General features: G+C 58.7%; 10 protein-coding genes. 1 reads left to right on the top strand and 9 read right to left on the bottom strand.

Going from position 1 to position 12,889, the window contains the following annotated elements:
• Positions 1-41: 41 nt before the first annotated feature.
• The 7 genes from ACTJJ7_RS03165 to ACTJJ7_RS03195 all read right to left on the bottom strand — a co-directional run bounded on the left by ACTJJ7_RS03165 (position 42) and on the right by ACTJJ7_RS03195 (position 9,385).
• Positions 42-1,646, bottom strand: a complete 1,605-nt coding sequence (locus ACTJJ7_RS03165; RefSeq protein ID WP_440965309.1) for an ABC transporter ATP-binding protein — start codon at positions 1,644-1,646, stop codon at positions 42-44.
• Position 1,647: 1 nt separating this feature from the next.
• Positions 1,648-2,778, bottom strand: a complete 1,131-nt coding sequence (locus ACTJJ7_RS03170; RefSeq protein ID WP_105733697.1) for an ABC transporter permease — start codon at positions 2,776-2,778, stop codon at positions 1,648-1,650.
• Complete coding sequence (gene oppB / locus ACTJJ7_RS03175) at positions 2,771-3,694, bottom strand: oligopeptide ABC transporter permease OppB (RefSeq protein WP_105733698.1); 924 nt, start codon at positions 3,692-3,694, stop codon at positions 2,771-2,773. Before oppB ends, ACTJJ7_RS03170 begins: the two co-directional genes overlap by 8 nt.
• Positions 3,695-3,776: 82 nt before the next feature.
• Positions 3,777-5,375: a peptide ABC transporter substrate-binding protein gene (locus ACTJJ7_RS03180; RefSeq protein WP_440965312.1), complete on the bottom strand. Its 1,599-nt coding sequence runs from the start codon at positions 5,373-5,375 to the stop codon at positions 3,777-3,779.
• 58 nt (positions 5,376-5,433) lie between these two features.
• On the bottom strand, positions 5,434-7,032 hold the full coding sequence (locus ACTJJ7_RS03185) for a peptide ABC transporter substrate-binding protein (RefSeq protein WP_440965313.1): 1,599 nt from the start codon (positions 7,030-7,032) through the stop codon (positions 5,434-5,436).
• 192 nt (positions 7,033-7,224) lie between these two features.
• Positions 7,225-8,820, bottom strand: coding sequence for a peptide ABC transporter substrate-binding protein (locus ACTJJ7_RS03190; RefSeq protein WP_105733701.1), 1,596 nt, complete (start codon positions 8,818-8,820; stop codon positions 7,225-7,227).
• Positions 8,821-8,935: 115 nt separating this feature from the next.
• The gene (locus tag ACTJJ7_RS03195) at positions 8,936-9,385 is read right to left on the bottom strand and encodes a hypothetical protein (RefSeq protein ID WP_440965315.1); all 450 of its coding nucleotides are present in this window, start codon (positions 9,383-9,385) and stop codon (positions 8,936-8,938) included.
• On the opposite strand from ACTJJ7_RS03195, the gene ACTJJ7_RS03200 reads away from it, so the two are divergent.
• Positions 9,384-10,181, top strand: a complete 798-nt coding sequence (locus ACTJJ7_RS03200) for a DUF1295 domain-containing protein (RefSeq protein ID WP_130272672.1) — start codon at positions 9,384-9,386, stop codon at positions 10,179-10,181. The two genes, ACTJJ7_RS03195 and ACTJJ7_RS03200, sit on opposite strands and share 2 nt — an antisense overlap.
• A 50-nt stretch (positions 10,182-10,231) precedes the next feature.
• Here ACTJJ7_RS03200 and ACTJJ7_RS03205 read toward each other — a convergent pair whose 3' ends face one another.
• Complete coding sequence (locus ACTJJ7_RS03205; protein ID WP_440965316.1) at positions 10,232-11,857, bottom strand: cisplatin damage response ATP-dependent DNA ligase; 1,626 nt, start codon at positions 11,855-11,857, stop codon at positions 10,232-10,234.
• Positions 11,857-12,873: a ligase-associated DNA damage response exonuclease gene (locus tag ACTJJ7_RS03210; protein ID WP_440965317.1), complete on the bottom strand. Its 1,017-nt coding sequence runs from the start codon at positions 12,871-12,873 to the stop codon at positions 11,857-11,859. The genes ACTJJ7_RS03205 and ACTJJ7_RS03210 overlap by 1 nt, the downstream gene beginning before the upstream one ends.
• Between the last annotated feature and the right edge of the window lie 16 nt (positions 12,874-12,889).

Here is a 12,889-nt window from a genome sequence, read left to right on the forward strand (position 1 = left end):
CAATCATTTATAGAATGGCGTTTCATTAAAAAAGCGAGACCTTAGTCCAAATCGAACGCAGCGCCGATCAGCGTCTTGGTATAATCGTGCTGGGGCGCATCGAAAATATCATCGGTCTGGCCTTCCTCGACGATCTTGCCGCTCTTCATCACGATCACATAGTCGGACATCGCCTTGATGACTGCGAGATCGTGACTGATGAAGATATAGGACAGGTCATGTTTGGCCTGCAGGTCGCGCAGCAGTTCGATGACCTGCCCCTGCACCGACCGGTCGAGCGCCGAGGTCGGTTCATCGAGAATGACGACCTTCGGCTTGAGGATCATGGCCCGCGCGATGGCGATGCGTTGCCGCTGTCCCCCGGAAAACTCGTGCGGATAGCGGTTGCGTGCGCCGGGATCGAGCCCCACTTCCTTGAGCGCCGCAATCGCCCGCTTGTCGCGGTCAGTGCGCGACAGCTGCGGCTCGTGGATAAGCAGGCCCTCGGTGATGATTTCGCCCACTGTCTGGCGCGGCGAAAGCGAGCCGTAGGGGTCCTGGAACACCAGCTGCAATTCCCGGCGCAGCGGCCGCATGGCAGCGCGATCAAAGCTGGAAATGTTTTTGTTTTCAAAATGATACTGCCCACTGCTCGGCAAAAGGCGCAAGAGCGCCCGCCCGAGCGTTGACTTGCCGGAGCCGGATTCACCGACAATGCCGATGGTTTGCTGCTGCTTGAGCCGGACCGTGACGCCGTCGACGGCGCGGAAACGGGTGTGCGCACTGGAGAAGAAGCCGCCGCCAATGGCGAAATCGACCGTGACATTGCGTCCTTCCAGCATGATCGGCGCCTTGTCGTCCGGCGCCGATTTGCTGCCGCTGGGCTCTGCCGCCAGAAGCATCTTGGTGTAGTCTTCCTTGGGGCGTTCAAAAATGTCCTCGATCGTGCCTTTTTCCACGACCTCGCCGCGCCGCATGACGACCACGCGCTCGGCAAAATGTTTGACCACGCCAAGATCATGGGTGATCAGCACGATGGCCATGCCGAACCGCTTCTGCAGATCGCGCAGGAGATCGAGAATCTGGGCCTGGATCGTCACGTCGAGCGCCGTGGTCGGCTCGTCGGCAATCAGCAGATCCGGTTCGTTGGCCAATGCCATGGCGATCATGACGCGCTGGCGCTGACCGCCCGACATCTCATGCGGATAGCTGTTGATGCGCCGTTCCGGCTCGGGAATGCCGACAAGCTTCAACAGTTCGAGCACGCGTACCTTCGCCTGTTTGAAGCTGATGCCCTTGTGGTGGACGATGGGTTCGGCAATCTGCCGGCCGATCGTGTAAAGCGGATCGAGCGAAGTCATCGGTTCCTGGAAAATCATGGTGATCTTCGAACCGCGCACCTCGTTGAGGGCCTTGGTCGGCAGGCCGACCAGCTCCTTGCCGCGATATTTGGCTGAGCCGGTGACGCGCCCGTTCTGGGCAAGCAGTCCCATGATGCCCATCATGGTCTGGCTCTTGCCGGAGCCGGATTCGCCGACGACAGCCAGTGTCTCGCCCGCAAGCACATCGAGATCGATGCCCTTGACGGCCTTGACGTCGCCGTCCGGCGTGGTGAAGTCGACTTTCAGTCCGCGTACGGACAATACGGTATCTTTGTTGTCCGTCATTTCAGCGGTCCTTCGGGTCGAGTGCGTCGCGCAGGCCGTCACCGATGAAGTTCAGGGAGAACAGGGTAACGACGAAGAAAATGGCAGGGAAAATCAGCAGCCAGGGTGCAGATTGCATCTTGTTGGCGCCTTCGGAAATCAGCGCCCCCCAACTGGTCAGCGGCGCCTGAACACCGAGGCCGAGGAAGGACAGGAAGCTTTCCAGAAGAATGACTTTCGGAACGACGACCGTAACGAAGACGATGACGGGGCCGATGGTATTGGGGATGATGTGACGGCGGATGATCTGCCAGTCGGTCAAGCCCAGGGCCTGCGCTGCGCCGATGAATTCGCGGCGTTTCAGGGCAAGGGTCTGGCCGCGCACAATGCGTGCCATATCAAGCCATTCCACGGCACCGATGACCAGGAAGATCAAGATGAAACTCCGGCCGAAGAAAACGACGAGAACCACCACCAGAAACACGAAGGGCAGCGAATAGAGGATTTCCACCAGTCGCATCATCACATTGTCGACGCGCCCGCCAATATAACCGGAGATTGCGCCGTAGGTCACACCGACCGCCAGCGAGACGAGGCTGGCGAGGAAACCGACCGCCAGCGAAATCTGCCCGCCCAGCATGATGCGGGCTAGCATGTCGCGGCCATTGGCATCCGTGCCGAAGAAGAAGTATTCGCGGTTGACATTGCCCGCCAGTTTGAGGGTTTTGCCGTCGTCTTCCGTTGCCGCGACCTTGGTGTCCTGAAACTCGTTCGCCCGGTCGAAATAGCGGGTCGTACGCGGATCGATCGGCTGATCGGAGTGAATGGTTGCAGTGAAAGTATTGCCGTCGACGGCAAATTCCTTCAACTGTACGCGGGCCCGGCTGGCTACGCCTGCCATCACGTCGCCAAGGGTATTGGCCTTCGGCAAGGCTTCAAGGCTTGGCGGGATGGTAACATAGGACGGGAACACCTGATCGTAGGTGTGGCTGAGGAAATAGGGCCCGAAGAAGGAAAACAGGGTGATGAAGAACAGCACAACGCAGCCTGCCATCGCGGCACGGTTGCGGCGGAAGCGCAGCGCCGCCAGCTGAAAGAGGCTTCGCCCCTGCGTTTCCTTCTCTGGAATGTTTGTCGCGGATATATCAGTCATGGCGAACCCTCGGATCAAGAAGGCCGTACAGAATATCGACCACAAGATTGAAAACGATAACGAAAATCGCCACGAGAACGACCGTTCCCATCACGAGCGTGTAATCGCGATTGATGGCACCCAGCACGAAGTAGCGGCCGACGCCGGGGATGGTGAAGATGGTTTCGACCACGGCGGAACCGGTCAGAAGAGCGGCGGCGCAGGGGGCGAGGTAGGAGACAACCGGCAGAAGCGCCCCGCGCATGGCGTGGGTGATGACGACGGTCCTTGGCGGCAAACCGTAGGCCCGCGCCGTGCGGATATGGTCCGTATGCAGGCCTTCGATCATCGAGCCGCGCGTAAGACGGGCAAATACGGCCAGCTGCGGCAGCGCCAGGGCAATCATCGGCAATATCAGGAAGCGCCAGGATCCGTCGCCCCAGCCGCCCGCGGGAAGCAGTGACAGCAATACCGCGAAAATCAGGGTGAGCACCGGGCCCACGACGAAATTGGGCACAGTCACACCGATTGTCGCGACCGACATGATCAGGAAATCAAGAAAACTGTTCTGCCGTAAAGCTGCGATCGTTCCGACAATCACCCCGCCGAAAAGCGCAAGCAGCAAGGCATAGAACCCGAGTTCCACCGAGTAAGGCAGGCCCTTGCCGATCAGCTCGGCAATCGTGTTGTCCTTGTAGATATAACTCGGGCCGAAATCGCCGGTCACTGCATTCTTGAGATATTGCAGATACTGGTTCCAGAGCGGCTGATCGAGATGGTAGGCCTTCATCAGGTTTTCCATCGTCGCCGGCGGCAGCGGTCTTTCAAGGTTGAAGGGGCCGCCCGGTGCAAACCGCATCAGGAAGAACGAAATGGTGACGACAATGAACAATGTCGGCACTGCACTCGCCAGCCGGCGAAGAACGAAATGAAACATGGAGATATACTCTCTCTTCTGTGCAGCTTCCGCAGCAGCTGCACCTACTCACTCAATTAGACCGTTGCGTTCAGGACAGATATCATTCCGCAAGGCTCAGATATTTGCTCAGGTGTTCGTTGGTTGGATTGTCGCCCCAGCCTTTGATCCGCTTGGAGATGAGCCAGATGTTGGCGCTGTTCATCAGCGATGCGATGGGCTCGTCCCGCGTCAGAAGGGCTTCCGCCGCATGCAGGATCTTCGACCGGGCTGCGGGATCGCGCTCGTCATAGGATTGCTTCATCAGCGCGTCATATTCCGGGTTGTTGTAGTGCCCGTAGTTGAATGTCTTGTTGCTGCTGACATTCAGGGCCAGGAAATTTTCCGCATCGGCATAATCGGCAAACCAGCTAGCCCGGGCAACGTTGAACTTGCCGCCCTCCTGCAGGTAGGCATAGTGCGATGACACATCGAGGTTCATCAGGGTCACGTTGGCGCCGAACGCCTTCTTCCACATGTCGGCGACAGCTGTTGCCACCCGTTCATGGTTGGCGTTGGTGTTGTAGCGGATCTCGATGTTGAGCGGTTTGCCGCCCGGACCGTAGCCCGCCTCTTTCATCAGCGCGACAGCCTTGTCGTCGCGATCCAGCTGCGACATGTCGGCAAAGGCCGCCTTGGACGGTTCGCCATAGGTGGCAAGACCGGGCGGCACGAGCGAATAGGTCGGCAGTTGCGCGCCGCTGTAGATTTCCTTGGCGAGGAAGTCGCGATCAACCGACATGGACAGTGCGTTGCGCACGCGCACATCGTTGAAGGGCTCGGTGCGCGTGTCGAAGGCATAATAATAGGTGGCCAGCGCCGGGGTCACATGCACCTGATCGCCCCAGGATTTGCGCAGGCGCTCGATCTGGTCCGCCGAGAAATTGTAGACCGTGTCGAGTTCCCCGGCTTCAAAGCGCCGGACCGCCGCTGCATCATCTTCCAACGGATAGAAGATGACCTTGTCCAATTTGACATTGGCCGCATCCCAGTAATTGGGGTTCTTGCCGACGGTCAGGTGATCGTTGAGCACATGGTCGACAAGCTGAAAGGCGCCGTTCGACACCATCTTGCCGGGTTTGACGAAATCCGGGCCATTCTTCTCAAAACTGGCCTTGTTGATGGGCAACGCCGTCTGGTGCGCCATCAGCTGGATGAAGAAGGGCGTCGCCCGCTCGAGCGTAATCTCGACGGTCTTGGCATCAACGGCCTTCACGCCAAGCTGATCGAGCGGCAATTCACCCTTGTTGATCTTTTCCGCATTCTTGATGGGATAAAGAATGTTGGCGTATTTGGCCGCCGTCTTCGGATCCTCGATGCGGCGATAGGAGAAGACAAAGTCTTCCGCTGTGACCGACGTGCCGTCCGACCAGTTGGCATTGGCGCGAAGCTTGAATGTATAGACCGTGCCGTCATCCGATACCGTCCAGCTTTCCGCCGCACCCGGTATGATGGCGCCCTTGGCATCGTAGACGGTCAACCCTTCGTAGAGGTCCTTGACGACAAAGGCCTCGATATCGATGGATGTCTGGGATTGGTCGAGCGTATTGGGTTCGCCCGCATTGCCCCGGTGCAGGACCGCTTCGGCGAGGGCGGGACTTGCGGCAAGCGTCAGCGTGCCAAGCAGGATTGCGGTGCGCAGATTGAACTTAACAGACATCATTTACCGTCCTTTCCCTCATTGATTCAGGCGCATCGCGCTGGCGGCGGCGCGCACGCGATTACTGTTCAAGGCTCAGATATTTGCTTAAGTGGTCGTTGGTGCCGTTGTCCTTCCAGCCCTTGACGCGGTTGGAGACGAGCCAGAGCTGGCCGAAATTCATCATGGGCGCGACGGGCTGCTCCTGCAGCACCAGGGCTTCGGCTTCATGCAGGATCTTGGAGCGGGCGGCCGGATCTTTCTCGTCATAGGACTTCTTGACCAGGGCATCGAAGTCCGGATTGTTCCAGCGGCCGTAGTTGAAGGTGGTGTTGGTGCTCAGGTTGATGACCATGAAGTTCTCGGCATCGGCATAGTCCGCCGTCCAGCCCGCCCGCGCCACGTTGAATTTGCCGCCCTCTTTCAGGTAGGCGTAGTGCGCGCTGATATCGTTCTGCAGCAGGGTGACATTGGCGCCGAAGGCCTTTTTCCACATATCGGCAACGGCGATGGCGACCCGTTCGTGATTGGGATTGGTGTTGTAGCGGATCTCGATGTTGAGCGGTTTGCCGCCGGTGCCATAGCCCGCCTCCTTCATCAAGGCGAGCGCCTTGTCGTCACGGTCGAGCTGCGACATGTCGGCAAAATCGGGTTTGGCCGGCGTGCCGTAATTGGCAATGCCTTCGGGGACCAGCGAATAGGCGGGCAGCTGTGCGCCTTTGTAGATTTCATTCGACAGGAAGTCGCGGTCGATCGCCATGGACAGCGCCCGGCGCACGCGCACGTCGCTGAACGGTTCGACGCGAGTGTCGAAGGAATAGAAATAGGTCGACAGCGCCGGGGTGATGCGCACCTGATCGCCCATGGAGGCGCGCAGGCGCTCGATCTGGTCGGCGGAGAAATTGTAGACGAGGTCCATTTCCCTGGCTTCGAAGCGGCGCACGGCCGCCGCCTGATCCTCGGTCGGGTAGAAGATGACCTTGTCCAGTTTCACGTCGGCGGCGCCCCAGTAGTCCGGGTTCCTGGCGGCGGTCAGATGATCGTTCTGCACGTGTTCGACAAGCTCGAAGGCGCCGTTGGAGACGAGTTTGCCCGGCTTGATGAAGTCGGGGCCATTCTTTTCAAGGCTTGCTCTGTTGACCGGCAGGGCGGTCTGGTGCGCCAGCAATTCCACGAAGAAGGGTGTTGCGCGCTCCAGGGTGATTTCGAGCGTCTTGGCATCAATCGCCTTCATGCCGATCTGGTCGACGGGCAGTTCGCCCTTGTTGATCTTTTCCGCATTCTTGATGGGATAAAGCATGTTGGCGTAGCCGGCCGCCGTCTTCGGCTCTTCAACGCGCTTGAAGGAGAAGATGAAATCATCCGCGGTGACGGGCGAGCCGTCAGACCAGTTGGCATTGGCGCGGATCTTGAAAGTATAGACCGTGCCGTCATCGGAGACAGTCCAGCTTTCGGCGGCGCCCGGCACGATCTTGCCGGCAGGATCATAGCTGGTCAGCCCCTCATAGAGGTCTTTCAGGATGAAGGCCTCGATCTCAAGCGAGGTCTGGGAGGGATCGAGTGTTTGCGGTTCGCCGCTATTGCCGCGATGCAGAACCGCTTCAGCAAGCGCCGGGCTTGCCGCCAGCAACAGCGAACCGGCAAGAAGGGCGGCGGTCATGTTCAGTTTTGCAAACGTCATCTGGCTGTTCCCTCGCCGTTTACGGGTCAATGTTCGTCATGAAATGGCAATGCCGGCCCGTTCACGGTCCTGTCGAAAGGACGGTGCCGGGTCATGTCTGTTTGTCGATTTGCGGTCGGTAAGTGGCACATAACGAGCCGGGCAAAAGAGTGACGCGCAACCCGCGGGTGCGGATTGCGCGTCAGACTTGAGCTATTCAACGCTGAGATATTTGCTCAGATGCTCGTTGTTGGCGTTGTCGCCCCAGCCCTTGACCTTGTCGGCCACGAGCCAGAGGTTCGCGTCATTCATCAGCGGCGCGATCGGCTGGTCGCGCATGATCAATGCTTCTGCCTGATGCAGGATCTTGGCGCGTTCCGCAGGATTGCGCTCTTCATAGGACTTCTTCATCAGGGCATCAAATTCTGGATTTGAGTAATGCCCGTAGTTGAAGGTCTTGTTGCTGCTGACATTGAGGTTGAGGAAGTTTTCCGGATCGGCATAGTCCGCCGTCCAGCCAGCGCGGGCAACGTTGAATTTGCCGCCTTCCTGCAGATAGGCATAGTGCGATGAAATATCGAGGTTCATCAGCGTGACCTTGGCGCCGAAGGTCTTTTTCCACATATCGGCAACAGCCGTCGCCACGCGCTCGTGGTTCGGGTTGGTGTTGTAGCGGATTTCAATGCTCAGCGGTTTGCCGCCTTCGCCATAGCCCGCTTCCTTCATCAGCTTGAGCGCTTCATCTTCGCGATCCAGCTGGGATTTGTCGGCAAAATCGGCCTTGGACGGTTCGCCGTAGTTTTCCATGCCCGCAGGCACCAGGGAGTAAACCGGCAGTTTGGTGCCGTTATAGATGTCCTTGGCAAGGAAATCACGGTCGACGGCCATCGAGAGGGCGCGGCGCACGCGTACATCGTTGAAGGGTTCGGTGCGCGTGTCGAAGGGGTAGTAGTAGGTTGCCATGGCCGGGGTCACGTGGACCTGCTTGGCATTGGCGGCGCGCATGCGCTCGATCTGGTCGGACGAGAAGTTGTAGACGAGGTCCAGTTCACCCGCTTCGTAACGCCGGACGGCTGCCGCCTGGTCTTCGAGCGGATAGAAGATGACCTTGTCGAGCTTGACGTTTGCGGCGTCCCAGTAATGCTCGTTCTTGGCAACGGTCAGATGATCGTTCGGCACGTGCTCAAGCAGCTTGAATGCGCCATTGCCCACCAGCTTGCCCGGCTTGACGAAATCAGCGCCGTTCTTTTCGAAGCTGGCCTTGTTGATCGGCAGTGCAGTCTGGTGCGACAGCAGCTCGATGAAGAACGGGGTCGGGCGTTCGAGCGTGATTTCCAGCGTCTTGGCATCAATGGCCTTTACGCCGAGTTCTTCAATCTTGGCCTTGCTCTTGTTGACCGCTTCGGCATTTTTGATCGGATAAAGGATATTGGCGTAGCCGGCCGCTGTCTTCGGGTCTTCGACGCGGCGCATCGAGAAAACAAAATCTTCCGCCGTTACCGGCGTGCCATCGGACCAGTTGGCATTGTCGCGCAGCTTGAACGTGTAGACGGTGCCGTCATCGGAAACTTTCCAGCTTTCCGCGGTACCCGGAACAATCTTGCCGTTCGCGTCATAGATCGTCAGGCCTTCATAGAGGTCCTTGACGATGAATGCCTCGATATCGATGGAGGTTTGCGACTGGTCAAGGGTCTGCGGTTCACCGCTGTTGCCGCGATGCAGCACGGCTTCTGCCAGTGCCGGGCTTGCGCCTATCATCAGCGATCCAAGCAGCAGCGCCGCACGGAAATTGAGTTTCATAAATGACATTTTTTAGTCCTTCCCCTTTGAAGAATTATGAAGGCATGAACAAAAGCCAAAATTTTGCCAAACGCAAGCCGTCGATTTTCCGATTTATGCGAAATATGCGAGTCGTCGAAACGGCTTAAATCGGGTTAAACTCAGGATAGAGCAGCATTTTCAGGCTATTTGCCCTGCAAGCGAATTTTACGAAAACGTCAAAAAAATTGTGCACGATGTGGACCATCGGGCCGATTCTCGCCATTTTTTGATCCAAAATCGCCGCTCCGGCGCGTTTCACGGCGTCAGTTTCGATAATTTTCCCCGAAATGGAAATTTGGTTAGCAAAGCGTTTGCGGCACTTTGCGGTGAGATCGGCACGCATTGCCCGGTGACCGGCCAAGGGATGCGGATGATTGTCGCCCTTGCCTTTCCGCACGGCGCGATACCGCCAATTTTGTCCTTGGACAGCTGGACAAAAATAAGTCTTAAGCGGGAGTGATTTGCTGATCGGAAAAATCCTGTATGCTGCAGTGCCCCGCCCTTTGAACATCAGTCCGACATCCCCCCCGGTGAACAACAGGTAAATGTGCATGACAGCTCTCGTCATACTTATTATCGCAGCTGTCGCGCTCAGCGGCGTGATGGCCTGTGCTTTCCTTGTGCAGCGCCGGACCGGGAACAGCGGCTGGGCTGATGCCTTCTGGTCCTTCGGTGTCGGAGCCATCGGCATTCTCTCCATCCTGTTCTCCAGTGATATGGTATCGCCAGCAAGGAAATGGCTGGTGATTGCCCTGCTTGCCCTATGGTCGCTGCGGCTGGGCGGACATATCCTGCTGCGCACGCTCAACGGCGAGGATGATCCGCGCTACGCCCGGTTGCGCCGGCAATGGGGCGCGTCGGCCCATTCGCAGATGTTCTTCTTTCTGCAAACCCAGGCATTTGCGGGCATTCTCCTGGTCATCAGCGTCTATATCGCTGCGGCCCGGCCGGATATCGAGCTGGAATTTCCCGATTATCTCGGGCTCGCCGTGATGCTTGTCGCCCTTGCCGGTGAAGCGATTGCGGACTGGCAGCTCAAGCGGTTTTCCCGCAACCCGGCCAATCGCGGCAAGATCTGCGATACGGGGTTCTGGCGCTGGTCGCGTCACCCCAATTACTTCTTCGAGTGGCTGGGCTGGGTGTCCTATGTGCTGATCGCTGCCGATTTCGACGGCGACTATGTGCATGGCTGGCTTACGCTCGCAGCCCCGGTTCTGATGTATGTGCTGCTGCGCCATGTCTCCGGTGTCCCGCCGCTGGAGGAACATATGCTTGCCTCGCGTGGACAGGCTTTCCAAGATTATCAACGGCGTACGAGCATCTTCTTTCCCAAGCCTCCTAAAGAATAAGGTAAGAAAATAGGTATTAACCTATTGAAGTGTCGTTAATATCCATCGCGTCAATCGGTGGCATCGGAATCGCGCAGAAGCGCTTCCAGTGTTTCCAGCCTGTCCGCCTCGATCGGCGGCTTGTCCCAGCGCAGGCGGGCGATGCGGGGAAAGCGCATGGCAACGCCTGACTTGTGCCGCTTTGACCGGTTCAATCCTTCAAACGCCACCTCCAGCACGAGGCCATGGGCTGGTTCCGCCCGTACCGAGCGTACCGGCCCGAAGCGTTCGGTGGTGTTGTTGCGCACATAGGCATCGAGCTGTTTCAGCTCTTCATCGGTAAAGCCGAAATAGGCCTTTCCCACCGGTACCAGATGCGGATCGTCTTCCGGGCCGGTCCAGACGGCAAATGTATAATCCGAATAGAAGCTCGACCGCTTGCCGTGCCCGCGCTGCGCATAGACCAGAACCGCGTCGATGGTAAAGGGATCGCGCTTCCATTTGAACCAAGGCCCTTTCGGGCGTCCCGGCACATAGGTTGAATCCCACCGCTTCAGCATCAATCCTTCAATGACGGGATGGGGCGGGTCCCTGCGCAACGCGGCAAGGTCTTCGAACGTGGTGTAGGCAACAAGCGGTGACAGATCGAAACGGGATGGATCGAGCGCCGCCGCAAAGCGCTCCAGCCTTTGCCTCCGTTCCGCAAAAGACAACGTCCGGATGTCGTCATCTCCGTCAATCAGGAGATCATACAGCCGCACGAATGCCGGATGGCTTTCCATCTGCCTGGCCGAGACGGCTTTCCGGTTAAGCCGCTGCTGCAGGTCGCCGAAGGCGCCGATTTCGACGCTTTCGTCCATGCTGCGGGCAACGAGCAGTTCACCGTCCAGCGTTCCTGCGAAATTCATGGCATCGGCAATATCGGGAAAGGCGTGGGAGATATCATCACCCGTCCGCGAATAGATGCGCCGCTGACCGGTTTCAGCCGTCAATTGCACGCGGATGCCGTCCCACTTCCACTCCGCCGCATATTCTTCCGCGACAATCTTCGTGTAATCCGGCTCCTCCAGTGGTGTCGAAAGCATGACCGGCCGAAACGGCGCCGCGGCGAGGCTCGCGGGCTTTTCCGCCTTGCCTTCCAGCCAGGCGAACAGGGATTGATAGGGCGGCTTCAACCCGTGCCAGAGCTCTTCGATCTCACTCACGTTGACGCCGCCGAAATCCGCAAGTGCCTGTTTGGCCAGTCGTGCCGAAACGCCGATGCGCAGGCCGCCGGTCACCAGTTTCAGCAGGGCATAGCGCGCCGATGCATCCAGCTGGTCGAGCCATTTCTCCACGAGTTTGATGGCATCGCTGCGCGAGGCGCGCGCGAGCGAGGCAACCACGTCGCCAAGGGTGGGAATGGCGTTGGCGCGCGATGGCTCCCTGGCTGACCAGACCAGGGAAATCGTTTCAGCGAGATCGCCGACATAGTCATAGGAATAGGCAAAAAGCTGCTCGTCCATGCGCTCGGCGACGAGCGCGCGCAGCATGGCCGGTTTGACATTGGCGATGTCGAGATCCCGCGTGATGGCGGCAAGAGCCAGGCCGCGGTCCGGGTCCGGCGTTTGCCTGAAATAGTCGACGAGCAGCCTGATCTTACCGTTGCGCTGCGGTGTGAGCACCAGCCTGTCGAGAAGGGCGGCGAATTCGCGCATCAGTCCCCCTCGTCTTCATAGCCGACAAGATGCAGCGGCCGTGCGGCAAAGCCATTGAGATCGCACCATCGGACGAGCGCCTCCTCGCGGCCGTGGGTCACCCAGATCTGCGATGGCGCCAGCTCCCTGATCGTACCGGTCAGTTCGTCCCAGTCGCAATGATCGGACAGAATGATCGGCAGTTCCACCCCCTGCTGGCGCGCGCGCTGGCGGATACGCATCCAGCCCGAGGCAAAGCACGAGACAGGATCGGGAAAGCGACGGGCCCAGCGGTCCTGAAACGAGGAAGGCGGCCCGACGACGACACTGCCGGCAAAATCCTGCGGTGTACCGGTTTCCAGTGTCGCCGGGGACAAGGGTCCAAGATCGATGCCCTGCGACTGGTAATATTCGCACAGCTTTGTCAGGGCACCATGGATATAGATCGTCCTGTCATAGCCTGCATCGCGCAGCATGCGGATGACCCGCTGCGCCTTGCCGAGCGCATAGGCGCCGACAAGGTGCGAGCGCTCGGGAAATTGCGCGATGGATTTCACCAGCTTGGCGATTTCGTCCCTGGCATCGGGATGCCGGAACACCGGCAGGGCAAAGGTCGCTTCGGTTATGAACACGTCGCACGGCACCGGTTCGAACCCGATGCAGGTGGGATCCGCCGCCCGCTTGTAGTCACCCGAGCAGACGATGCGCATGCCATCCTTTTCGACCGCGATCTGTGCTGACCCCAGAACGTGACCGGCCGGATGAAAGCTGACCTTTACGCCATTGATCTCGCTGACAGTTCCAAGCTCTGCCGCCTGGGTCGTTCCGGCAAAATTGTCGCCATAGCGTATCCCCATGATGTCGAGTGTCTGGCGTGTCGCCATGACATGCCGGTGGCCGGGCCGTGCATGGTCGGCATGGCCGTGGGTGATCAGCGCCCGCTCCACGGGACTGACCGGATCGATATGGAAATCCCCCGCCGGGGAATAGAGACCCGCTGGCGTTGATCGCAAAAGCTCTTCCGGACGGGTCAGCATTCCTTTTCCACCTTTC

Source organism: Phyllobacterium sp. 22229 (assembly GCF_052056495.1).
GTDB lineage: Bacteria > Pseudomonadota > Alphaproteobacteria > Rhizobiales > Rhizobiaceae > Phyllobacterium > Phyllobacterium myrsinacearum.